At 41.6% G+C, this 25,127-nt stretch carries 18 protein-coding genes and 2 pseudogenes; 11 read left to right on the top strand and 9 right to left on the bottom strand.

Translation table 11 applies throughout. From position 1 onward, the window contains the following. The first annotated feature begins 22 nt into the window (after positions 1 to 22). Positions 23 to 1,299, top strand: a pseudogene (locus N482_RS14855) (IS4 family transposase). Positions 1,300 to 1,337: 38 nt separating this feature from the next. Here the strand turns inward: N482_RS14855 and tpx are convergent. Continuing rightward, positions 1,338 to 1,925, bottom strand: coding sequence for a thiol peroxidase (gene tpx, locus N482_RS14850; protein ID WP_063377768.1), 588 nt, complete (start codon positions 1,923 to 1,925; stop codon positions 1,338 to 1,340). 192 nt (positions 1,926 to 2,117) lie between these two features. Here tpx and N482_RS14845 point away from each other — a divergent pair, with 192 nt between their 5' ends. Then, on the top strand, positions 2,118 to 3,122 hold the full coding sequence (locus N482_RS14845) for a response regulator (protein WP_063377767.1): 1,005 nt from the start codon (positions 2,118 to 2,120) through the stop codon (positions 3,120 to 3,122). A gap of 4 nt (positions 3,123 to 3,126) precedes the next feature. Further along, on the top strand, positions 3,127 to 4,098 hold the full coding sequence (locus N482_RS14840) for a sensor domain-containing diguanylate cyclase (protein ID WP_063377766.1): 972 nt from the start codon (positions 3,127 to 3,129) through the stop codon (positions 4,096 to 4,098). 101 nt (positions 4,099 to 4,199) lie between these two features. On the opposite strand, the gene N482_RS14835 is transcribed toward N482_RS14840, so the two are convergent. The 4 genes from N482_RS14835 to N482_RS14820 all read right to left on the bottom strand — a co-directional run bounded on the left by N482_RS14835 (position 4,200) and on the right by N482_RS14820 (position 9,730). Next, positions 4,200 to 5,708: a SpoVR family protein gene (locus N482_RS14835; RefSeq protein WP_063377765.1), complete on the bottom strand. Its 1,509-nt coding sequence runs from the start codon at positions 5,706 to 5,708 to the stop codon at positions 4,200 to 4,202. A 17-nt stretch (positions 5,709 to 5,725) separates the two neighbouring features. Next, positions 5,726 to 7,012, bottom strand: coding sequence for a YeaH/YhbH family protein (locus N482_RS14830; RefSeq protein ID WP_063377764.1), 1,287 nt, complete (start codon positions 7,010 to 7,012; stop codon positions 5,726 to 5,728). 23 nt (positions 7,013 to 7,035) lie between these two features. After that, positions 7,036 to 8,958, bottom strand: coding sequence for a PrkA family serine protein kinase (locus N482_RS14825; RefSeq protein ID WP_063377763.1), 1,923 nt, complete (start codon positions 8,956 to 8,958; stop codon positions 7,036 to 7,038). Positions 8,959 to 9,148: 190 nt separating this feature from the next. After that, positions 9,149 to 9,730 (bottom strand): Fe-Mn family superoxide dismutase, encoded by a 582-nt coding sequence (locus N482_RS14820; protein WP_063372956.1) that lies wholly within the window; start codon positions 9,728 to 9,730, stop codon positions 9,149 to 9,151. A gap of 233 nt (positions 9,731 to 9,963) precedes the next feature. On the opposite strand from N482_RS14820, the gene N482_RS14815 reads away from it, so the two are divergent. The 3 genes from N482_RS14815 (at position 9,964) to N482_RS14805 (ending at position 16,661) form a co-directional block, all read left to right on the top strand. Then, entirely contained in the window at positions 9,964 to 10,299 is a 336-nt protein-coding gene (locus N482_RS14815; RefSeq protein WP_063359249.1) for a Grx4 family monothiol glutaredoxin, read from the top strand. A gap of 475 nt (positions 10,300 to 10,774) precedes the next feature. Further along, positions 10,775 to 15,235: a glutamate synthase large subunit gene (gene gltB / locus N482_RS14810; RefSeq protein WP_063377762.1), complete on the top strand. Its 4,461-nt coding sequence runs from the start codon at positions 10,775 to 10,777 to the stop codon at positions 15,233 to 15,235. A 10-nt stretch (positions 15,236 to 15,245) separates the two neighbouring features. Continuing rightward, the gene (locus N482_RS14805) at positions 15,246 to 16,661 is read left to right on the top strand and encodes an FAD-dependent oxidoreductase (RefSeq protein ID WP_063377761.1); all 1,416 of its coding nucleotides are present in this window, start codon (positions 15,246 to 15,248) and stop codon (positions 16,659 to 16,661) included. Between the two features lie 891 nt (positions 16,662 to 17,552). On the opposite strand, the gene recN is transcribed toward N482_RS14805, so the two are convergent. From recN to nadK, 3 genes are all read right to left on the bottom strand, one after another. Continuing rightward, positions 17,553 to 19,241 (bottom strand): DNA repair protein RecN, encoded by a 1,689-nt coding sequence (gene recN, locus N482_RS14800; RefSeq protein ID WP_063377760.1) that lies wholly within the window; start codon positions 19,239 to 19,241, stop codon positions 17,553 to 17,555. 62 nt (positions 19,242 to 19,303) lie between these two features. Further along, positions 19,304 to 19,894: a hypothetical protein gene (locus tag N482_RS14795; RefSeq protein ID WP_063377759.1), complete on the bottom strand. Its 591-nt coding sequence runs from the start codon at positions 19,892 to 19,894 to the stop codon at positions 19,304 to 19,306. 62 nt (positions 19,895 to 19,956) lie between these two features. Further along, on the bottom strand, positions 19,957 to 20,841 hold the full coding sequence (gene nadK / locus N482_RS14790) for an NAD(+) kinase (protein ID WP_063377758.1): 885 nt from the start codon (positions 20,839 to 20,841) through the stop codon (positions 19,957 to 19,959). Between the two features lie 93 nt (positions 20,842 to 20,934). Between nadK and N482_RS14785 the strand changes: the two genes are divergently transcribed. From N482_RS14785 to N482_RS14770, 4 genes and pseudogenes are all read left to right on the top strand, one after another. Further along, complete coding sequence (locus tag N482_RS14785; protein WP_063377757.1) at positions 20,935 to 21,879, top strand: HrcA family transcriptional regulator; 945 nt, start codon at positions 20,935 to 20,937, stop codon at positions 21,877 to 21,879. A 58-nt stretch (positions 21,880 to 21,937) separates the two neighbouring features. Beyond that, positions 21,938 to 22,546 carry a nucleotide exchange factor GrpE gene (grpE, locus tag N482_RS14780; protein ID WP_063372964.1) on the top strand — a complete coding sequence of 203 codons (609 nt, stop codon included), beginning with the start codon at positions 21,938 to 21,940 and terminating at the stop codon, positions 22,544 to 22,546. Between the two features lie 188 nt (positions 22,547 to 22,734). Beyond that, positions 22,735 to 22,954: pseudogene (locus N482_RS25685) on the top strand (IS4 family transposase); the annotation flags it as partial. Positions 22,955 to 23,073: 119 nt separating this feature from the next. Continuing rightward, positions 23,074 to 23,871, top strand: a complete 798-nt coding sequence (locus N482_RS14770) for a M48 family metallopeptidase (protein ID WP_063377773.1) — start codon at positions 23,074 to 23,076, stop codon at positions 23,869 to 23,871. Between the two features lie 68 nt (positions 23,872 to 23,939). On the opposite strand, the gene N482_RS14765 is transcribed toward N482_RS14770, so the two are convergent. Then, positions 23,940 to 24,452: a M48 family metallopeptidase gene (locus tag N482_RS14765; RefSeq protein WP_063377755.1), complete on the bottom strand. Its 513-nt coding sequence runs from the start codon at positions 24,450 to 24,452 to the stop codon at positions 23,940 to 23,942. 68 nt (positions 24,453 to 24,520) lie between these two features. Between N482_RS14765 and N482_RS14760 the strand changes: the two genes are divergently transcribed. Continuing rightward, entirely contained in the window at positions 24,521 to 24,931 is a 411-nt protein-coding gene (locus N482_RS14760; RefSeq protein WP_063377754.1) for a GFA family protein, read from the top strand. Positions 24,932 to 25,127 lie beyond the last annotated feature (196 nt).

Raw genomic sequence — 25,127 nt, 5'->3', positions numbered from 1 at the left:
TTTTCTGATTACGGATTTTTTTATGGCAAACACTTATTTGTTCAACGATGTTATCGATGATTCATCACTAGAGTTGGCTCAACTGTCTACATTTTGTGAACACATTCCTGTTGAGTGAGTTGCACAGGCAGCAGAATTATCAACTAAAGTGACAATCAGAAGACGCAGACTTCCCAGCGATATGGTGCTTTGGTTAGTATGGCATTCTTTCGCAATGAACCTATTGCTGAAGTGGCAAGGCGATTAAATATTTGTGCCGACGGCTTAGCAGATGAAAAATTGCTAGCCAAAAGTGCTTTAACTGAAGCGCGCAAAAGACTTGGTAAAAATACAATAAATGGGGATGAGAGCGTTACCCGCAAGGTAGCTGGAATGGACTACAAGTATTCGCTGTTGATAGTGCTTTATTCAGAACACATGGCAATGATGAGTTAAGAGCGCATTTTGGCAGTGGCAATACAAGCACAAATAGACAACCCCCTTTCCATTGCTTCGATTAGTCACGCTCATGAATGTACGCTCTCATGTTATCGTCGATGGCGCTATTAGTCCTTATCGCAAAGGCGAAATCCCGTTAGCCAAAAGTTTCATGGAGCAACAGCCAGATAACTCAGTCACACTTTTAGATAAAGGGTTCTATGGCGCAGATTTATTATTTTTTATCAACCCACTGGGAGATACCTGCTCGTAAAGGCCTGAAATGCACCTTGCTTGATGAACATGACAGTAACGACAAGCTTATCGAAATGAACATATCCCCACAGGCCAGAAAGAAAAACCCGGATTTACCAAAGAAGTAGCAAGTTAGAGCGGTTACGTACAAATTGACGGAAAAGATAAAACCGTCTTTACCTCACTGCCTAGAGATAAATTTAGCGCGAACGACATAGCCAACTTATATCATGAACGCTCGGAAATAGAGCTGAGTTACCACGATATAAAATCATCCATGCAACATAATGCGATTACGCTAAGGAGTAAGACTGTTGAGCTTGTGTACCAAAAGTTGTTGGGATTGATGTTGGGGTACAACTTAGTCAGGAGAGAAGCGAGCTTAGCAGCAGTATCACACAAAAGGGCACCGAACGATATAAGCTTCCATGTCAATTCATTGGAAGTCAGCTTAAAGTGATGGTGAATGCTTTCTCTCCAGGCAATACATCCAAGCGTTTAGCTGCACTGAGAGGGGGCTTGATGGTACTCTATAAAGAAAAACGCCCTAGGCCAAGTAGACCTAGGGTCGTTAAGATGAATAAAAGCCGTTACCCTGTTAATCGCAAAGCTGCTCCTCTAAATTGAACAGCATTGAGCTTATGCCGGCTTTTTTACTTTGCGCGTCATAGCGTTTTTAATGCAGCTATCGCAGCATCGTAGTCTGGTTCCGTTGCTAAATTTGCAACCAGCTGTTTGTACAGAACCTTATGTGACTTATCAAGCACAAACACAGCTCGACTTAGTAAACCCATATCCTTTATAAGCAAGCCATACTGCTCGCCGAAGTTGCGCCATACAGAATCTGACAGCGTCTGAACCTTATCAACTCCTTCTTGCTTACAGAATCGCTTTTGTGCGAAAGGCAAATCAGTGCTAACCGTCAGCATAATGACTTCAGGGTATTCGCTGGCGACTTTTTCATTAAAGTATTTAGTCTGTAGACTACATATTCCAGTATCCAGACTGGGTACAACGCTAATTAAAACGGCCTTCCCTTCAAATTCAGATAGAGAAACGGGAGTGAAATCTGCATTGACAACTTTAAAGTTAGGTGCCTGATCACCTAGTTTAACACCGCTACCAAGTAGGGTTACGGGTTTCCCTCCAGCCATAACTTTACCTTGATCTAGCTGGTTTTCGGAAAGCTCAGCTGAGACAGAAAAACAGCTGGTGGCAAGTAACACTGCTGCCAAAAAAGAGACTTTACGCATAATGTATTCCTTTTTAAATTTTTCGCAATTCTCGACAGTGTATTATACTGATTTTATATAACCAAGCTTCGGCAGTAATTTGGATTGTAAATTGGTCATGCATTGATTAACATATTTATTCTCAACGCTGCTGTGAAATAACTATAATTAGAATTCTTGGGTAAAAATAAACCCAAATAATAGAGAGCTTTTATGTCAACACCCATCCTAATTTGCGATGATTCTAAACTTGCACGCAGGCAATTAGCCCGCTCTTTGCCTGATGACTGGGATATAAAAGTTGAGTTTGCAGAGCATGGATTGGATTGTATAGAAAAGATTAAAGCAATTTCTCCTGAAATTCTGTTTCTAGATCTCAACATGCCGCACATGGATGGATATGAAGTACTGCAGGCTATCCAAGAGCAAGATTTAAATGTTTTAACCGTGGTGGTATCTGGAGATATTCAGCCTAATGCTCACCAAAGAGTGATGGAACTAGGAGCAATAGATTTTATTCGTAAACCTTGCGATGCTCAAAAGCTCGAAGAAATCATCACTCATCACGGGATCAAAGACAAGGCGATCCGTGCCAATTTGGTACATAAGCTCGGGGAGCAATTAGAACCCGAAATCAGAGATATTTATCAAGAAATAGCTAATGTTGCGATGGGCCAAGCAGGTGATCTGTTGGCAAGGCTATTGAACGTTTTTGTTGAATTGCCAATACCCAATGTCAATGTACTTGAGGTAAATGAGTTACATATGGCGTTGCAAGCAATAGATGCAAACGCCACAACATCTGGGGTTTGCCAAGGGTTTATTGGCGGAGGCGTTTCGGGTGAGGCCTTATTACTGCTAAATGATTCCAGCTTTAAAGAAATAGCATCCTTAATGAAGTACCAGGGAAAGCTCAACCAAAAAGTAGAGCTAGAGCTGTTAATGGATGTAAGTAATATTCTAATTGGCGCCATTTTAACGGGGTTGTCGCGACAATTAGACATGCCTTTTAGTCAGGGACACCCAGTGGTGTTAGGTCAGCACTGCGAAGTTTCCGAATTGGTAAAAGCTAACAAATCTAGGTGGCAAAGAACACTAGCAATTGAAATAAGCTATGGAATAGAACACCACAATATTAACTGCGACTTAATGCTGTTGTTTACAGAGGATTCTTTGAAAACGCTGAAATACAAAGTTGCTTACCTATTAGACGACTAGAATTATGCCTGCTTCTGATTTTGATATGAATGAAATCCATTGGCTAATGGATATGTTTAACACCGTAGACGTTGGGCTGGTTGTACTAGACAGAGACTACCGTGTTTGTATTTGGAATGGCTTTATGGAAAACCATTCTGGTTTGCTACCGAGTGCCGTGAAAGATAAAGATGTATTTGACTTATTCCCAAGTATTGATGAGTCTTGGTTTAGGGGGAAAGCAGAACCTGTCTTTGTGTTAAAAAATCGCTCTTTTACCATTTGGGAACAGCAGCCTTACATATTTCGCTTCAAAAATTACCGCCCTATTACTGGGAAAGCGGAATATATGTATCAGAACGCAACATTTATCCCGTTGACAACGGTAACAGGTGAAGTGGGGCATATTTGTGTCATTCTTTATGATGTTACTGACGAAGCAATGAATAAACTTGAGCTTGAAAAAGCGAACAAGACGCTTGAAGAAATGAGTCGAACAGATGCATTAACAAAGCTGTCAAATAGAGGATATTGGGAAGAATCTCTTAGACATGAGTTTAAACGGCTGAAAAGAAACCATGGTTGTAGCAGTTTATTGATGTTTGATATCGACTTTTTTAAGCGTATCAATGATGAGTACGGGCATAGCGGTGGCGACGAAGCTATTAGGCATATTTCTGACTTGTTAAAAAAGACATTGCGAGAAACCGATATTGCGGGCAGGTATGGTGGCGAAGAGTTTGCGGTAACTCTTGTGGATACAGACGCTGAAGGCGCTATGATTTTTGCCGAAAGGCTGCGTAGTATGATTGAAAACTCAGTCATTTACTATGATAAAAAAGAAATTAAGCTTACAGTCAGTCTGGGTATCGCTAGCTATGATGAAGCATTCAGTAAGCATGAACAATGGATTGAGGCCACAGACGCCGCACTGTACCATTCTAAAGAAAATGGTAGAAATAAAGTTACAATCTATGACCAATCGATGTCTCAGTAGACTTTAACTTGAGACATTACAACTGCGTCAGTGCAGTGTGATTTAGCATTTCAGAATTACAAAAGCTTGAAAGTTTTCGCTTTCAAGCTTTTAATTGGTACTCAATCTGTTTCTGCAGATTCCAAAGGACATTGACCCAATAGGGTAATAGTGCCGTCTTCTTCTAACTGTTCTAACCTTACTTCAAAACCCCAAAGTCGATATAAATGCTTGAGGACTTCAATTTTAGATTCAGCGAGCGGGATCTTATCTTGAGGAACATATCTCAATGTTAATGAACGGTCACCTCTGACATCGACATTATACACTTGAATATTTGGCTCATTGTTACTTAAGTTGTAATGTGCTGAGAGGCTATTTCTAACTTTTAAATATCCACTTTCGTCATGAATTGCACTTACTTCTAAATGCGGAGATGATTCTTTATCAAGAATTGAGAAGAGCTTAAAGTCCCTGATTATTTTGGGTGATAAAAACTGGCTAACAAAACTCTCATCTTTAAAGTTTTCCATCGCAAAGTGCAATGTGTCTAGCCAATCTTTTCCGGCAAACTCGGGAAACCAGTATTTATCTTCTTCAGTTGGGTTTTCACAAATACGACGAATATCTACCATCATATTAAACCCAAGTGCATAAGGGTTTATACCAGAGTAAAACTTACTATTGTAAGGCGGTTGGTAAACAACGTTGGTGTGGCTTTGCAAAAACTCCAACATAAACGCGTCACTGAGCTTTCCCTCGTCATATAAATGATTCAGTATCGTATAATGCCAAAACGTAGCCCAGCCCTCATTCATTACCTGAGTTTGCCTTTGAGGGTAGAAGTATTGAGATATCTTACGCACGATACGTATAATCTCTCGCTGCCACGACTCGAGTAGGGGCGCATTCTTTTCGATAAAATAGAGGATGTTTTCTTGCGGCTCAGAAGGAAATTTGAGTAAACTTTCAGCATCTTCTTGTTTATTAGTGGGAATCGTTTTCCAAAGCTCATTCACCTGAGATTGCAGATAATCTTCTCTTTCTTTCTGTCTCTTTTGTTCTTCAAACAAAGAGATCTGTTGAGGGCGTTTATATCTATCAACACCATAATTCATGAGTGCATGGCATGAGTCCAGCAAGTTTTCTACTTCTTCGATCCCATACTTTTCTTCACACTGTGCGACATAATTTTTTGCGAAAACAAGATAATCGATAATTGATGATGCGTCTGTCCATGTTTTGAAAAGATAATTACCTTTAAAGAAAGAATTATGCCCATAACATGCATGTGCCATAACCAAAGCCTGCATTGGCAATGTATTTTCTTCCATCAGATAAGCAATACAGGGATCTGAGTTAATTACAATTTCGTAGGCCAATCCCATTTGGCCGCGTTTGTAGTTTTGCTCTGTTTGAATAAACTTTTTACCGTACGACCAATGCGCATAGCCAATAGGCATACCAACACTTGAATACGCGTCCATCATCTGTTCAGCGGTTATTACTTCAATTTGATTAGGGTAGGTATCTAACCGGTAGTGTTCAGCTACCCGAGCAATCTCAGCCTGATAAATTTCAAGCCGTTCAAATGTCCAATCAGGACCGTCATTTAAAGGGTTATAGGTCATTTGCGCTTCCCCTCCGATTATGCTGCACCTTGCTGTTTTTGGCGGTTTTTCTTGAACAACTCTCGGAAGATAGGATAAATATCTTCAACCGAACGAATGTGCTGCATAGCAAAATTATTATAGGCTGCGGATAGTCCTTGATACTCACGCCACAAGCTTTGATGGGCTCGGGTGGTTATTTCTATATAAGCGTAATATCGAACCATCTTCAGTAGCTTATTGGCTAGAATATCTGTGCAATGTGGTGAATCGTCGGCCCAGTTATCTCCATCAGATGCTTGCGCCGCATAGACATTCCAGTCGCCTTGGGAATACCGCTCAGCTACAATCTCATCCATTAACTTTAAGGCGCTTGATACAATCGTTCCACCAGTCTCCTGAGAGTAGAAAAACTCTTGCTCATCGACTTCTTTAGCCTGAGTATGGTGGCGTATATATACCACTTCTATGTCTTTATAAGTTCTGGTCAGAAACTGATACAGCAAGATATAAAAACGCTTTGCCATGTCTTTTGTAGCTTGATCCATTGAACCTGAAACATCCATCAAACAAAACATCACAGCTTTGCTGGTGGGATGTGGCCTTTTTTCGTAATTTCTAAATCTCAAGTCATAGTTATCAATGAACGGAACAGCAGCAATGCGTTTTTTAAGCGTATCAATTTCATCTTCGAGCTGCTGTATTTTTTGTTGAGGGGGCACAGGCTCCACCAGCAGCGCCTCAAGTTCTTGCTCAAGCTCCTTCAAGCGGCCTCTTTTTCCGGCTGTCATTGCTATTCTTCGCGCAATAGATCCCTTCAATGAGCGTACAATGTCCAAGTTGCTGGGCATGCCATCATTACAAAAACCCGCACGATGAGTTTTCATTTGCACCAACTTATCAAGTTGGCTTTTTTGCAAATTAGGCAATTCTAGATCTTCAAAAAGCAGGTCTAGGTATTCATCTTTTGATATTGAAAATACAAAATCATCTTGCCCTTCACCTTGATCGCTGGCGTTTCCCTCACCTGCGCCGCCACCTTGACCTGATGGGGGTCTCTGGATTTTATCCCCAGTTGTAAACTGATCATTACCAGGGTGGATATGCTCTCTATTTCCTCCTTTTCCTTGATGAAATATCGGCTCGCTAATATCTCTTTGCGGAATAGAGATACTTTCTCCACTGCTTATGTCAGTTACACTTCTTTTGTTGATGGCGTCAGAGACCGCCTCTTTTATTTGTTTTTTGTAGCGCCGAATAAACCTTTGTCTATTCGGCGTACTTTTGTTCTTCCCATTCAATCTTCGATCGATGAAATGTGCCATAGACCACCCTCCAATCGCTAAGATTACTGTGACTTTCTAACTCTTAAATACCATTCAGAAAGTAACCGAACCTGCTTCTGGGTATATCCTTTTTCCATCATTCGATTGACGAAGTCCTCATGCTTTTTCTGATCTTCGGCTGAAGTTTTGGCATTGAAAGAGATAACGGGTAGTAAATCTTCAGTATTAGAGAACATTTTTTTCTCAATAACTGTTCTAAGTTTTTCGTAGCTCGTCCAAACTGGGTTATCACCATTGTGGTGGGCTCGAGCACGTAAAACGAAATTTACTATTTCATTTCTGAAGTCTTTTGGATTAGAAATACCAGCTGGCTTTTCAATTTTTTCTAGCTCAGCATTGAGTGCTGATCTATCGAAAAGCTGTCCAGTATCCGGATCTCTATACTCTTGGTCCTGAATCCAAAAATCAGCATAAGTAACATAACGATCAAAAATATTCTGACCATATTCCGAATAAGACTCTAAATAAGCTGTTTGCAGCTCTTTACCAATAAACTCAACATATTGCGGTATCAGATAGCCCTTTAAGTGGCTTAGGTATCGCTCTTGTATTTCTGCATTAAATTGTTCCCGCTCTATCTGCTGTTCAAGCACATAGAAAAGGTGCACTGGGTTAGCTGCGACTTCAGTATGGTCAAAGTTAAATACCCGCGAGAGAATCTTAAAGGCAAAACGTGTAGACAAACCATTCATGCCTTCATCAACTCCTGCATAGTCTCTGTATTCTTGGTAAGACTTTGCTTTAGGATCTGTATCTTTTAAGCTCTCGCCGTCGTATACACGCATTTTTGAATAAATACTAGAATTATCTGGCTCTTTTATTCTCGACAGAGAAGAAAATTTTGCCAAGGTTTCCAATGTGCCTGGAGCACATTGCGCATCTTTCAGCTCACTGTTTTCCAATAATTTTTTGTAGATTTTTACTTCTTCTGAGACGCGTAAACAGTATGGTACTTTTACGATGAAAACACGGTCTAAAAACGCTTCATTGTTTTTGTTGTTTTTAAACGTTTGCCACTCTGATTCATTGGAGTGGGCAAGTATAATTCCATTAAATGGTAGCGCTGAGATGCCTTCTGTTCCGTTATAGTTACCTTCTTGTGTGGCTGTTAGGAGAGGGTGCAACACTTTAATAGGCGCTTTGAACATCTCAACGAATTCCATCAGGCCTTGGTTTGCCAAACAGAGTGCACCAGAATAAGCGTAAGCGTCAGGATCATTTTGCGCAAAATGCTCTAATTTGCGTATATCAACTTTACCTACAAGTGCAGAGATATCCTGATTATTTTCATCACCAGGTTCTGTTTTAGCAATAGCGACTTGATCAAGAATGGATGGGTATCGTTTGACGACTTTGAACTGGCTAATATCACCATTATATTCATGTAGGCGTTTGGTTGCCCAAGGTGACATGACTGTTTTAACGTAGCGCTTGGAAATACCGTACTCTTTCTCAAGTAGTTCGCCATCCTCCTGTGCGTTGAATAGACTTAAGGGGTGGTCGTTGACCGGCGAGTCTTTAATTGCATAAACGGGAACTTGCTGCATTAAGTACTTTAATTTCTCTGCAATGGAAGATTTACCACCACCGACAGGTCCAAGTAAATACAGAACCTGTTTACACTCTTCAAGGCCTTGAGCGGCGTGCTTTAAATATGAAACGATTTGCTCTATAGCATCTTCCATGCCATAGAACTCTTGAAATGCAGGGTAACGCGCGATAACCCGATTCGAGAATAGCCGACTCAGTCTTGCGTCGGTAGAAGTATCTATCATTTCTGGCTCACCAATGGCCATGAGCAACCTTTCAGGCGCACTGGCATAAGCTGCCTTATCCTCTTTACAAATATCAAGAAATTCAGCGATTGTGAACTCTTCTTCTTTTGCTGCTTCGTATCGGGATTGGTAATGCTCAAATATAGTCATATCAAACTCCAATAACCTGTTAAAAATAAGCTGGGGTTAAAATGCTAGGCTTAACTAAAGCTTAGTCATGTTATTGGATATTTGCTTAAAAAATATAAGAATTTAATGTGATAGCGAAATTTGAAAGGTGTAAAAAAAGACGCACTAGCGTCTTTTTATTGCTTAAATTGGTACAATCATACCTTTGTAATTAAGCTAGATTTTCGTTTGCGAAATCCCAGTTAACTAGAGACCAGAATCCTTTTAAGTACTCTGGGCGAACGTTGCGGTAATCGATATAGTAAGCGTGTTCCCACAGGTCAACTGTTAAAATTGGTGTAACACCTTCTTCAGTAAATGGTGTAGCTGCGTTAGAAGTGTTAACGATATCTAAAGAACCATCTGCTAGTTGTACTAACCAAGTCCAGCTTGAACCAAAGTTGTTAACCGCTTTGTCATTGAATGCATCTTGGAATGCCGCAAAAGAGCCCCACTTTGCGTTAATAAGCTCAGCTACTTTACCTTTAGCCTCGCCACCACCGTTTGGTGCCAAGCTGTGCCAGTAGAAAGTGTGGTTCCAGATTTGAGCTGCATTGTTGAAAATGCCACCTTCAGAGCTAAGAACAACTTCATCTAGCGTTTTATTAGCGAAGTCAGTACCTTCTACTAGGCCATTTAGCTTAACAACGTATGTATTGTGGTGTTTGCCGTGGTGAAATTCTAAAGTTTCTTTAGAAATGTGCGGCTCTAGTGCATCAATAGCATAAGGAAGTGACGGTAGTTCAAAAGCCATTTTAATCTCCATTTTTATGTTGAATTCCCAAAACAGTAAAAAGTTGCCTTGCTACGGGCACATTTCGGTACGTTTTGGTTCTATATAGTGATACTATAATTCCTGAGTATTTTACTCAAGTTTTAGCAAACAGCAATGGCAGTTGCTAAGACTTGTAGTCTGAATGATTCATATGCACTATTTTTAACCAGTCAAGTGTGTGTGAAACGATCTTATCGTCATTTGAGGTATATATGGAAACCATTGAAAAGATTAAACAGCAAATTGCAGAAAACCCGATTCTTCTATATATGAAGGGCTCTCCAAAGTTACCTAATTGTGGTTTTTCTTCTCAGGCTTCACAAGCCCTTATGGCGTGCGGTGAGCAATTTGCTTATGTTGATATCTTACTAAACCCAGACATTCGAGCTGAGCTTCCGCATTACGCAAACTGGCCAACATTCCCGCAGCTTTGGGTCGAAGGTGAGCTAATTGGTGGTTGTGATATCATCATTGAGATGTTCCAAAAAGGCGAGTTACAGCCTCTGATCACAGAAACAGCAGCAAAGTATAAAGAAGCAGCAGAATAATCATCGCTAAACATTTTTACTGTGAACCCGAGCAATAGCTCGGGTTTTTTGTTTTTTATCTCTTCTTTTTTCTCTCATTTTTCCAGCTTCCCACAATCGTAATCACAGCCTTGGCGCCTTACCTACAGGTAGCACCTACTCGCATGATTTACGGAAATGATAAATATCAACTTTGTGAATAGTTATTCACGTTGTTGCATGTTTACGTTTACGTAAACTGGTATTTTCTTTGTATTTATTTTGGGTTAATTAACATTTGATACCGGTGTCATTTTATTTTGGATGTCATATTTACCTGCAATATTGCAAGTTATTAAATTTTGGTTTCAAAAGAGGGGCGTTGAGAAATATTCAAGAGGGTGAATATTTATTCTTATTTTGGTTGACTCGTTTTTGATTCAGCGCTAGTTTTGAATATCTGCCAGTAAATCGTCGAAGTCAATCCAGCTGGCAGTAGTAGCAAGGGGAGGGGTCTATGTTATATGACTCGGCATTAGAAAAAGATAACTGTGGCTTTGGTCTAATTGCGCATGCGCAAGGACAAGCTACTCATAAATTAATTCGTACCGCGATCACGGGGCTTGATCGCATGCAGCACCGAGGTGGAATTGCTGCAGATGGTAAAACTGGTGACGGCTGTGGCTTGCTGTTACAAAAGCCAGATAGCTTTTTCCGCGCAATAGCTGCTGAAAACGAATGGCGTTTAGGTAAAAATTATGCCGTTGGGATGGTATTTTTAAACTCAGATCCAACGCTTGCCAATGTTGCTAAGAACATTGTTAACGAAGAACTAGAAAAAGAAACACTTTCAATTGTTGGTTGGCGAGTAGTGCCGACTCAGCCATCTATGCTTGGCCCTATTGCGAAATCACAACTGCCACAATTTGAGCAGATTTTTGTGAGCGCATCTGAGGGGTGGCGACCAAAAGATTTGGAACGCAGGTTGTATGTCGCTAGGCGTAGAATCGAAAAGCGAATTACCAATGATGACCAGTTTTACATTGCAAGCTTGTCAGGGCTAGTGACAGTATATAAAGGTCTGATGATGCCAGCTGATTTGCCTAATTTTTATCAGGATCTTGCTGATTTAAGAATGACTAGCGCTATTTGTGTATTCCATCAACGGTTTTCTACCAATACACAACCGAAATGGCCGCTGGCACAGCCGTTCCGTTATCTTGCTCATAATGGTGAGATTAATACGATCATGGGTAATCGACAGTGGGCAAGTGCACGAGCTTACAAGTTTTCCTCACCTTTATTGCCAGACTTGCAAGTTGCTGCGCCATTTGTAAATGAATCGGGTTCAGACTCTTCGAGCTTGGATAATATTCTTGAACTGTTTCTCGCTGGTGGGATGGATATTTTTAGAGCAATGCGTATGCTCGTTCCACCTGCATGGCAAAAAAATCGCGCTATGGACGACGACTTGCGGGCATTTTATGACTTCAACTCAATGCATATGGAGCCATGGGATGGGCCCGCTGGTATTGTTATGTCTGACGGTCGTTTCGCAGCATGTAACTTAGACAGAAATGGCTTGAGGCCCGCAAGGTATGTGGTGACACAAGACGGTTTTATTACTATCGCATCTGAAGTTGGTATATGGGATTATGAAGCCGACGAAGTCATTGAGAAGGGCCGCGTGGGACCTGGTGAGTTACTCGTTGTTGATACATTACATGGAAAAATATGGCAGTCATCAGAAATTGATCAGGACTTAAAGGCGAGACACCCTTACCGAGCATGGTTAGAACAAAATGTTCAGTGTTTGACGCCTTTTGAGGAGCTTGATGAAAAAGACGCTGGGCAGAGAGATTTTAGCGACGATGTATTACTGACCTACCAAAAGCAATTTGGGTATAGTAACGAAGAAGTTGAGCAAGTGATCAGAGTGATGGGCGTTAATGGTCAAGAAGCGACTGGATCCATGGGAGACGATACGCCTTTTGCTGTGCTTTCTCAGGGCGCACGCTCTTTGTATGATTACTTTAGACAAAAATTTGCTCAGGTAACGAACCCGCCGATAGATCCGCTTAGAGAAAACCACGTTATGTCTCTGGCAACATGCATTGGTCGAGAGCAAAATGTTTTTAACGAAACTACCGGGCATGCCAAGCGTCTACAGTTTAATTCTCCAATCTTAACTTATTCAGATGTCCAGCAGCTGAAATCGGCTGATGACACACACTACAAAGTGGGTGAAGTGAGCTTAAATTACGACCCAACCGAAGAAGGGTTGCAGCAAGCTATTCGCAGAGTGTGTGATAAAGCACAAGAGAAAGCTGCACTTGGGTGCGTTATGGTACTTCTTACAGACAGAGACATCGAAAAAGGGAAATTACCAATTCCAGCAGCTATGGCAGTAGGTGCAGTTCAGCAGTGCTTGGTTAAGAATAATTTACGCTGTGATTCAAATATTGTTGTCGAAACAGGAAGTGCAAGAGATCCACATCAGTTTGCTGTGCTTCTAGGTTTTGGTGCAACTGCGGTTTATCCTTATTTAGCCTATGAAACGCTAGTCTCTCTTGTTGATAAAGGAGTGATTAAAAAGTCTTATCGTGATGTAACGCTTGCCTATCGTAATGCCATTAATAAAGGCTTATACAAAATTATGTCAAAGATGGGGATTAGCACGATTGCATCATATCGCTGTTCAATGCTCTTTGAGGCAGTAGGTCTGGCAGACCAGGTTGTAGATTTATGCTTTAAAGGTGTTGTAAGTCGTATCAAAGGTGCAGACTTTGATAATTTTGAAGCAGAGACCAAATTGCTCAACCAGCTCGCATATAGCAAGCGTAAATTATTAAGTCACGGTGGGTTATTAAAATTTGTTCACGGTGGTGAGTATCATGCTTACAACCCTGATGTTGTTCATTCATTACAGGTAGCCGTTAAATCTGGGAAGTATCAGGATTACTTAAAATACGCTGAAATCGTCAACAACCGCCCAGTGACAAACTTACGAGACCTAATGCAATTAAAATTGCCAGAAACAGGGGTGCCAGTAGATGACGTTGAACCAGCGTCCGAATTATATAAACGCTTTGACTCCGCCGCGATGAGTATTGGTGCGTTATCACCTGAAGCGCATGAAGCCTTAGCGATCGCCATGAATAGATTGGGTGGGTACTCTAACTCAGGAGAGGGCGGTGAAGATAAAGCGCGGTTTGGTAACGAACGCAATTCTCGTATCAAACAAGTGGCTTCAGGCCGTTTCGGGGTCACTCCGCATTATTTACAAAACGCAGATGTCATTCAGATTAAAGTAGCGCAAGGCGCAAAGCCAGGTGAGGGCGGTCAATTGCCGGGAGAAAAAGTGACCCCTTATATTGCAAAGCTGCGATATTCGGTACCTGGGGTAACGCTAATCTCTCCACCTCCACACCACGATATATACTCAATTGAAGATCTTGCGCAGCTTATATTCGACCTGAAACAGGTAAATCCTACCGCAATGATCTCTGTGAAATTAGTATCTGAGCCTGGTGTCGGGACTATTGCAACTGGGGTGGCCAAGGCCTATGCCGATCTAATTACAATAGCAGGTTACGATGGTGGCACAGGTGCTAGCCCATTGACTTCGGTTAAATATGCTGGTTGCCCGTGGGAGTTAGGTTTAGCCGAAACACAGCAAGCTTTAGTTGAGAACGGCTTAAGACACCGTATTCGCTTGCAAACTGATGGCGGCTTAAAAACGGGTTTAGATATCATTAAAGCAGCAATTTTAGGTGCAGAAAGCTTTGGTTTTGGCACAGGCCCTATGGTTGCCTTAGGATGTAAGTACCTCAGAATATGCCATTTGAATAATTGCGCAACAGGTGTTGCAACACAAGATGATACTTTAAGACAAAGACACTTCCATGGCTTGCCTGAAATGGCAATGAACTACTTTAAATTTATCGCGCAAGAAGCGAGAGAAATTATGGCTTCTTTGGGGGTAACCAAACTAACCGATTTGATTGGTCGTACCGAGTTGCTGGAAGTATTGGAAGGTAACAGCGATAAGCAGCGCAAGCTAGATCTGAGCCCAATTTTAGCTAAGCCAAACAATCCGAGTAAGCAAACGCTTTACTGTAGTGCAGAAAACACTTCTCACTATCGAGGCGAGTTAAATGAATCGTTGTTGAGCAAGGCACTGCTGGCGATCGACTCTAAATCAGGTATTTCATTGGTGAGCCGTATTAAAAATACAGACCGTTCTGTTGGCGCTATGTTATCTGGCTATATTGCAAGCAAGTACGGCAATCAAGGCATGGCGGCTGATCCTGTGTCAATTGAATTACATGGTACTGCGGGACAATCGTTTGGCGTATGGAATGCTGGGGGACTGGAATTAACTCTAGTAGGGGATGCCAATGATTATGTCGGTAAAGGTATGGCTGGTGGTAAGTTGGTGATAAGGCCTCCTCTTGGCTCCTGCTTCAAGTCTCATCAGGCTGCTATAGCCGGAAATACTTGTCTTTACGGTGCAACAGGCGGAAAGCTGTTTGCAGCTGGTAGAGTTGGTGAGCGCTTTGCTGTACGTAATTCAGGCGTTCAAGCGGTTGTAGAGGGCTTGGGTGATAATGGCTGTGAATATATGACGGGTGGTGTTGTCTGTGTGCTTGGACAAATTGGTGTCAACTTTGGCGCGGGCATGACAGGTGGTTTTGCTTATGTACTGGATGAAGAAAATGACATAGGCAAACGTTTCAACCCTGAGTTGGTTGAAGTTATGACCCTAGAGCAACTACCCTCGCATCAAGAACATTTAAGAGGTTTAATTGCTGAACACTTAGAGCTCACAGGGTCAGGCAGAGCTGAGCAGGTTTTGGCGAACTTTGACTTATACATTCCTATGTTTAGGTTGGTTAAGCCGAAGTCAAGTGACGTTAAGAGCTTACTTGGTCATCGTGCTAGAAGTAGTGCTGAGCTTAGAGTACAGGCACAGTAAAGGAGGAATTATGAGCGAAAATGTTTATCAATTTATCGATGTTCAACGTGTAGACCCACGAAAAAAACCGATCTCTACACGTAAAAGCTCCTTTGTTGAGATTTATGAACCATTTTCTGGGCAGCAAGTAGACTCCCAGGCAGATAGGTGCTTGGACTGTGGGAATCCATATTGTGAATGGAAATGTCCTGTTCATAACTATATTCCACAGTGGCTTAAATTGATCCGTACTGGACGGATAATCGAAGCGGCTGAGTTATCACATAGAACCAACAGCTTACCGGAAGTTTGTGGACGAGTATGCCCACAAGATAGGCTCTGTGAAGGTGCATGTACGCTAAATGAAGAATTTGGTGCAGTAACCATTGGTAACATAGAAAAGTACATCACAGATACAGCCTTTGCGCAGGGCTGGAAACCTGATTTGTCATATGTCACTTGGACAGATAAGAAAGTGGCGATTATAGGTGCGGGCCCTGCTGGATTGGGGTGTGCTGATATATTGGTGAGAAATGGCGTTAAAGCTGTCGTGTTTGACCGCAACCCAGAAATTGGCGGCTTGCTAACATTTGGTATCCCTTCTTTTAAACTTGAAAAGTCAGTCATGGAGAAGCGCAGAGAAATTTTCAGTGAAATGGGTGTTGAGTTTAAGTTAAACACTGAAGTCGGCAAAGATATCAGCATGGATGATTTACTCGCAGAGTATGATGCTGTGTTTGTTGGTGTTGGAACTTATCAATACATGCGTGGTGGTTTAGAAAATGAAGACGCAAAGCAGGTATATGATGCGTTACCATTTTTGATCGGTAATACAAACCGAGTAATGGGCTATGACGAATCTCAGCAGCCTTACATCAGTATGACAGACAAGCGCGTAGTTGTATTAGGCGGTGGTGATACTGCAATGGACTGCGTTAGAACTTCTGTTCGACAAAAGGCCAGCTCGGTAATTTGTGCTTATCGCAGAGACGAAGAAAATATGCCGGGCTCAAAACGCGAAGTGAAAAATGCGAAAGAAGAAGGCGTCAACTTTCAATTTAACATTCAGCCGAAAGGCATTGTACTGAATGCTCAGGGCGATGTATGTGGCGTAAAAATGGTGAAAACAGAATTAGGTGAGCCAGATAGAAATGGTCGACGTAAGGCGCAAGAAGTGGCTGGTTCTGAGCACGTTATTGAAGCAGATACAGTAATATTGGCATTTGGTTTCAAGCCGCACAATCTTGAATGGCTTGCCAGTTACGATGTTGAAATCAATCATTGGGGTGGCATTGTCGCACCTGAGCAAAATACATTCACCCACCAAACAAGTAACCCAAAAATATTTGCAGGTGGCGATGCTGTAAGAGGCTCAGACTTGGTTGTCACTGCAATTTTTGAGGGCAGAAATGCAGCTGAAGGGATCCTAGATTATATAGATGTTTAGGTGTTTAGGTGTTTAGAGTAAATCATCACATGATGTGAGAATCTATATTGCGTAGCCAACCCCGATACAAACGTTGTATTGGGGTTTTTTCATTCTTAGTGGTCAGTTCTTAGTGTTAAACGCCTCAGCCCTGATTTGGGCATTCTTTTTAAAGATTGATACGTCCCATTATTGGTAATACCCCGTATAATTAATGTCTTAGAATAGTAGGCAACGTGCGTCAATTAGAATTGAAAATGATATTAATATGAGTATTAAAAATACTGAATTGAATTATGGATGTGTTGCGAAATGGATCCACTGGACAACGGCGATTTTATTCTTAGCGGCTTACATGTCGGTCTATTATTGACAATGGTATACAGAAGCAAAGACTCCGGAAAATTGGAATGCATTGCAGCTACATTTATCGTTTGGTGTATCAATTATAGCCGTTGTGGGGTGCGTATAGCGTGGCGAATTATGAATCAATCACCTAAGGATCTAAGCTTGAACATATAGCTGCACATCTAGGTCACTACGGGCTTTATGCAGTAATGATTATTGCCCCAGTTACAGGTTATATTGGTACAGGCGTTAATACTGAGTTTTTTTCATGTTTGATATTCCCAAGTTTGAGAGTACCGATATGTTTAAATATATTGTCTCAGATGGCCTAGGGCTCATTTTGCAGAGTTTGAAAAGCCAATAGACTTTATTCACAAGGAAATACTCGGCGCTTGGTTGATCTGAATATTAGTTAGAGGGCACGCCGACGCAGCATTTTTTCATCACTATGTGAAAAAAGATAGGACACTATTGAAAATGACTACCAACAGGTAATCTTTTTCACCTTGTTACAAACTGCCTACTACACTGGCAACCGTAACAAGGTCTATATAGTCGGCTGATTTAACTTAAGCGCAGCGCTGAACTGTTAGTTAGTAGCTCTTTTGCGCTTGCACGGGTTGTTTCACTTACGCTGTCGCCTCCAAGTAGCCTTGCTATTTCATCTATTCGTTTATTCTCGTCTAAAGGTACCATTGAGGTATAAGTTTGGGCGTTGTCCACGTCCTTTTTAACGAAAAACTGCTGGTGACCACTACAGGCAACTTGAGGTAGGTGAGTAACACAGATCACTTGCGTTGAACCGCCTAGCAAGCGGAGTTGTTTGCCAACTTGCGATGCAGTTGGGCCTGAAATACCAACATCAACTTCATCAAAGATTAGCGTCGGGGTAGTTACTTTATTTGCGATGATAACTTGAATTGCTAAGCTAATTCGAGAAAGCTCACCACCAGAAGCAACTTTTGCGAGCGGTTGCATTGGCTGTCCTGGGTTAGTAGATACAAGAAAGTCAATGCTATCCATTCCCAACTCATTGGGACGTCGGCCATTTTCTTTAACTAATTCTATTGCAAAACGGCCATTCTCCATTGATAGCTCATGCATACTTTCAGTGATTAAGGTGTTCAGCTTGTCTGCCGATAGCGCTCGACTTTCGCTCAATTGGTTTGCCGAAATATGATAGGCATGAAGTGCCTCTGCAATTTCGTGCTCTAAATGATCTATGCGAGCATTGTCAGAACAAATGCCATCCAGCTCTAATTTCAAGGCAGTGTGATGTGCTGCCAATTGATCAGGCTGTATCTGGTGTTTTCGCGATAGAGCCATAGCTTGAGTGATACGCTCTTCTATTTCCTGCAACCGCAACGGATCTTGCTCGACACTTTCACCATAACTGCGGATTTCTCGGCAAGCTTCTTCAAGTTGTACAGTGGCTTCATTGAGCATCATGCTAATGCCCTCTAAAGACTTATCTAAATTGCTGAGTTCACTAAAAGTTTGTACACTGTGTTGCAATTGACCTAGTACTGTTTGGTCATCCTGTTCGTATAGGTTCATGAGCTCTCTTTGGCAGCTCTCAACCAGCGTTTGTGAGTGGCTTAATCGATTATGCTCAGCTTCTATTTGCTCATACTCACCCTCTTGCAAGGCAAATTCATCAAGTTCTTCAACTTGATATTCTAACAACTGTTTTTTCGCAGCTTGGGCTTGCTGTTGTTTAATTAAATGAGTATGTTCTTTTTGCAGCTTTTGGTAATGGTTATACTGTGCTTTGACTGCATTGAGCAAATTATGGTGCCCTGCATAAGCATCAAGTAACCCAAGCTGATGTTCGGGCTTAAGCAGCAATTGGTGAGCATGTTGGCCATGAATTGCTATGAGCATTTGCCCAAGCTCTTTTAATTGAGCTGCGGTTACTGATGAGCCGTTAATAAAGCTTTTACTGCGGCCATTTCGCGTAATCACTCTTCGCAAGATACAGTTTTGCTCATCATCATCGAGTAATAGTCCAGAGAGGAACTTTTGTGCTTGGGTTAAGCTTCGAATATCAAACTGTGCTGAGATTTCAGCTTTACTACTTTGAGGGCGAATAGCGTTGGCATCTGCTCTCTCACCAAGACATAAAGATAAAGCGTCAATGGCAATAGATTTACCGGCACCGGTTTCACCAGTGATTGCAGTCATTCCAGTGCGCCAATCAATGTTTAATTCACTGACAATCGCAAAGTTCTTAATTTGCAAACTCGTAAGCATGCTGTATATCCAAACAGTATTTTACTGTTAATTTATACAGCATTTTTTAAAAAAGCAACTTTTTAATTGGCAGTGTCAGCCGTTTGGCGCTGCATAGGAGGATTGTCCTGTTCTAATTTTGATTCTTCTATTTCCGCCTCTTCCTCTTGAATATCAGAGTCTTGGTCTGCAGAGTTTGCATCGTATGAGTCGGGTGTTTGAATACGTGAAATTAGTGCAGGTAAAACTTCGGTATAGAAAGCTTTGTTGTAGGCAATACCAGTAGAAGGCAGTTCCGCCGCAAAAAGAAACAATTGCTCAGATAACAACTCAAGGCTATCGTTGTTCCTGCACTTATTGAGTTCTGAGCCAATTTGCATTAGTAAGAGTTCACTTACTTTTTCTAGTCTGTCTAGGTTTTCATCATTATGAGGCTGAACTACAAAAAAATTACTGACGATTGCATTAAACTTAGGCGTATGTTTAGGCCTAATTAGTTTGCAATCGACATACTCAGATATTTTTCGTTTGTACAGACCTGTAATATCTTTAACGCGCTCATTGAAAATGCGTTTCTCGGCATCTCGTGCTTTTTGTCGATTGTTTTCAATAACCATGTAGACGCCAAGGATAGTGATGAGCAACACTATCGACACAATCACTATGTAAGTCATGTTGTATTACTTTTCCCTAATATAGAAAATAAATCAGCCCTATTCTGCTTAACAAATTTGCTTTAGTAAAGCCTACTGCCCCAATTTAGTTTTTCTCTAAGAACATGGTAGTAGGAATAGCTTGTAGGATGAATAAGACGAAGCTTTTGTGAGGCTTTTTTGACCACTACTTCATCACCAGAAAGCAAGGCCAATACGACATGGCTGTCGCAACTGACTTGTAGGCTTGCTGTGTTTTCTGGACTTAATTTCAGTTTAATTTGCTTATTAGCATCAACGACCAGTGGGCGGCTGGACAAAGTATGTGGAAACATAGGGACCAACGCCACTGCATTTAACTCGGGCGTTAAGATAGGCCCACCACCAGAAAGGGAGTAGGCCGTCGATCCTGTGGGTGTTGTGACTATTAAACCATCAGAGCGCTGCGAAAATACAAACTGGTCATCTATAAATGCTTCAAACTCGATCATATGTGCCACTTTGTCAGCGTGCAATACTGCCTCATTGACCGCGAGGTTTGCGCTTTTTAATTGGGCATGTCTGTATACTTCAACTTCTAAAAGAAAGCGATGTTCTTCGACAAATTTACCACTTAAGACTTGTTCAAGCTCAGGTTCGAAGTCGTGGGGGTTAAGGTCAGTTAGAAAGCCGAGGTTACCTCTGTTTACTCCAATTACAGCAACATCGAATCGTGCGAGTACGCGGGCAGCGCCTAGCATGTTGCCATCACCGCCTACTACAACAGCCAAATCACATTTTTCACCTAACTCTACAAGATCTAAAAGCTGGCTGTTTGCTAGGCTGGTAAGTTGTTTACCAGCACGGCGTTCGACAAAAACTTCATATCCGAGAGCTTGCAAAAATGTATAAAGGCGATGTAAGGTCTGAGCGGCGCCGTCATGGTTTGGTTTTCCGATAAGGCCGATGGTGTTAAATGGAGTGCTCATTTTTAACGCAAATCCTTGATGTTTAAACTTTACCAAGATTATCTTAAATTTGAGGCGCTTGAAACTTTGAAATTAGCCCCAACATAGATAATTATGAAATTAAGTGCCCGCGACAAACAAGTTTTTTCAGCTGTGATGAGCCTTTACTGCAATGGAGAGGGGATGCCTGTTGCGTCCAGTAAAATTGCCAAGATGAAAGGTATGGCGATTTGTTCTGCAACTGTACGTAATGCAATGGCACGACTAGAAAACCAAGGCTTATTGTTTTCACCACATACGTCAGCTGGACGTGTCCCATCAGATATTGGTATCAAATATTGGCTGCAAGAGTATTTTGAATTAGGCGATATTGCTTCTTATTGGCAGCCTGAGCAAGAGCAACTTGTAACATTGGCGCATTCGCTCAGCCAGCAATATGAAGTCTGTTGCGTGGTAGGTTTACCTCAAGTTAGTAGTCAAAAAGTATTTCGTGTCGAAGTTTTAGACTTTGATAGAAAACACTGGCTGGTATTATTAATTGACAGGGCAGGGCAGTCTCAGAACATCTGTATTAATAAACCGGCAGACAATTCGGATGAAATACGCTACCAATTTGCGTTGTGGATGAATACCGTGTTCAGTCAGCAAACCCTAAAAGAGGGATTACACCGCATGCGAGCTATGGCGAATAGCGCGATGCCCAATTGTCGAGAGCTACTGACACAGTGGACTCGGGAGCTGAGTTTGCAGCTTGGGACTGATAACAGTATCGTGGTTGGTGAACGATATATATATAATCGTTTAGAGCAATCTAATGATTTAAGTCTTGGCGTACCATTTTTACATCAAGTTGAAGATAAACTAGCGTTTCGCGAAGGGGTGTCCGTGTTATTGGGCTCTGAAGTGGATGAAGCCAATTTATCGCGCTATGTGATATTGAGTGTTCCCTATTTTGTGGACCAGGAGTATCAAAGCCGTTTTTGTGTCGTTTGCCCAGCCGAAGCGCAAATTGAATCAATAATTGAGAAATTTACTCGAATCGAGCAAAAAGACTCTTGAAACTAAAAATTCCATCCCCATAATTACGGCAGTTGTAAAGAATCGGAGATACACTTTCATGTCTGAGCAGACAAAAGCACCAGAGCAGGAATTAGAAACTGCACAAGAAGAAGTAGTAGAACAAGCTGCTGAAGCGCAAACACAAGAAGAAGCGCCACAGGCTGAACAGGCTGAGTTAAGCCCTGAAGAGGAAATCGCTGGTTTATACGCTGAGCTTGAAGCTGCAAAGCAAACAATTGAAGGTCAAAAAGACGGTGTTGTTCGCGCTGCTGCAGAAGTAGAGAACATGCGCCGCCGTGCGGCTCAAGATGTCGAGAAAGCACATAAGCTGGCACTTAAAAAGTTTGCCAACGACTTGCTCCCTGTAATTGATAACCTAGAGCGTGCTGTTGAGTTTGCTGATAAAGAAAATGAAGCAACTAAATCAATCTTAGAAGGCGTTGAAATGACGTTGAAAAGCTTCTCAGATGCACTGAATAAGTATGGTGTGGAGGCAGTAAATCCACAAGGCGAGGCTTTCTCTCCAGAATTTCATCAGGCAATGTCTATTCAACCAAGTAATGACGTAGCACCGAACACTGTGTTAGCAGTTATGCAAAAAGGTTATACGCTAAATGGCCACCTACTGAGACCTGCGATGGTTATGGTTTCAAAGGCCGCTGAATAGTCTAACTTATTGGTGAAAAGCCCGCTAGCTATAGCGCAATGCTGATCTATTAAGAAAGTGTTCAGTTGACCGATCCAAAAGGTCATGAAAAATCCGTAATTAGTTTTCTGATTACGGATTTTTTTATGGCAAACACTTATTTGTTCAACGATGTTATCGATGATTCATCACTAGAGTTGGCTCAACCGAACGAAATAAGCTTCAAATATGCATGTCAATTCATTGGAGGTCAGCTTAAAGTGATGGCTAATGCTCTCTTCAGGCAATACTCCCAAGCGTTTAGCTGCACTTAGAGGGTACTTAACAGTATTCTTTAAAGAAAAACGCCCTAGGCCAAGTAGGCCTAGGGTCGTTAAGGTGAATACTAGCCGTTACCCTGTTAATCCCAAAGCTGCTCCTCTACAGTGAACAGTATGAAGCTTTTTAGCGGGCTTTTTTGTTATGACTGGTCAAGCTCTAATAATGTAGTTTATTATTTACATATATTCAGCAATAAAATTGCGAGCCAACAATACGTGGGAAGTATGATGAAAAAAGTAGTAGCGTGTATGTTAGTTGCTTTGGCACTGAGTGGTTGTAAAACATCTCCGACAGGTCGAACTCAAATAATGTTGTATCCTGAGCAGCAAATGGATGAGATGGGAGTAGCGAGTTTTGACCAAATAAAATCAAAACAAGCTATTGAAAGCGAGAAGAGCAGTAACCAGTATGTGAGCTGCATCGCAGATGCACTTATTGCCCAGTTACCAAATAAATATGCGTCTCAAAAATGGGAAGTCGTCGTGTTTAAAGATGACAGCGCCAATGCATTTGCGCTTCCTGGAGGAAAAATTGGGGTAAATACGGGGTTGTTAAAAGTTGCAAAAAACCAGCATCAACTAGCAGCTGTAATGGGGCATGAAGTAGGCCATGTAATTGCGCAGCATGCAAATGAGCGTGTTTCTCAAAGCAGTTTACTGCAAGCAGGACTTCAGGTAAGTAATGCAGTTATGCAGATGAATAACATTGAATATCGCAATACAATCATGCAAGGGCTGGGGGTTGGCGCTCAAGTTGGTATTGCTTTACCATTTAGCCGCAGCCATGAAACTGAAGCTGATATTATCGGCTTGGAGTTGATGGCTAAAGCAGGCTTTAAGCCCATTGGTGCAGTAGAACTTTGGCAAAATATGGAAAAGCTAGGTGGTGAAAGGCCAATGGAGTTTTTATCGACCCATCCGTCACCAGACAACCGCATCCAGAGATTAAATAACAAAATGCACTCGGCAAACAGCCTTTATCAAGCGGCCAAGCAGCAAGGCTTGAGCCCTAATTGCAAAATGTGAGTACAGATTACAAATAGGCAGTACATCTTATATAACTGCCTTATGCCCCTTTCCAACCCGCCAAGGCTTTATTGTATCTTATAAAAGTTAAGTGCCTGCTCATCTAATACGATAAATAGTCTTAGATCTAGTTCTAGCTGATGGTAGTCCGGCTCCATATGGCAGCATAAATTGTAAAAAGCTTTATTGTGTTCAGCGTGTTTAAAGTGTGCAAGTTCATGCACTATCAAAGCACGTAATATGGCTTCTGGAGCGTACTTTAGCTGATTATTTAGTGCTATATCGTAGCGTGCTTTTAACTTTTTTCCGTGTACTCTTTGTTGGTGAGTATGTGTGCCTAAAGTGCCTTTTACCATGTCGGTGTGCTTGTTAAAACTGACTGAATTTAAACGCGGTGCATTTTTTAAAAAACGCTGTTTTATTTCGGTACTGTACTGATATAAGCCTTGCTGACTTTGCAGTTGGTGTCCAGCTGGGTACTTACGTCTGAAATACGTTTGCAATTGATTGTTGGTAATAAGTTGGCGGACTTGATCCTGTATATTTTCAGGATAGTGCTGAAAGTATTTCAATTCTTGCATTGTGGTCTTTTTTTGCAATGGTTTCTCGCGTATTCTTTGTGCGAGATTATAACGCAAGGAAAAAAAATATGTACAAAGCGAGTTGTCTATGTAAAGGGATAGAAATAGAAGTACATGGACCAATAGAAAGTATTATTCATTGTCATTGCTCGTTATGCAGAAAATCAAGTGGCACAGCGTATGCGACCAATGGCTTTATAGCTACCGAATCTATGAAAATTGTGAAAGGCGAACAACTTGTTAAGTCATACGCCTTTAAACCCGGTCGATTGCGTCATTTTTGCAGCAATTGTGCTTCTCCTTTATTTAGCTCAAATGCCGATTTACCCGAAAAGCTCAGATTACGCTTGGGTTTATTGGACACCGAAATAGAAGAGCGACCTATGTCTCATAATTTTATGACGTCTAAAGCAAATTGGGATAATTTGGATGCAGACTTACCTAGGTATGATACTTTTGAGCCTAGTCGCCTAAAGTGAGCTAAAGTGAGCTAAAGTGGGTGAGTACGTACTCACTCATTGTTTGAATTATAAATTCTCAACAAAAGTTTGGCGAATTAGATAGGTTTTGGAGGGAGGCTATGGCAAACAGAAGCGCGTGATTTACCACTATTTCCTCCTCCTACCATGTTCTTGGAGTGAGCTTCTGATAAACGAGTTTGCTACATTGAATGTT

This window comes from Pseudoalteromonas luteoviolacea NCIMB 1942, assembly GCF_001625595.1.
Classification (GTDB): Bacteria; Pseudomonadota; Gammaproteobacteria; order Enterobacterales; family Alteromonadaceae; genus Pseudoalteromonas; species Pseudoalteromonas luteoviolacea_A.
This window is presented reverse-complemented; position numbering and strand designations above follow the sequence as displayed.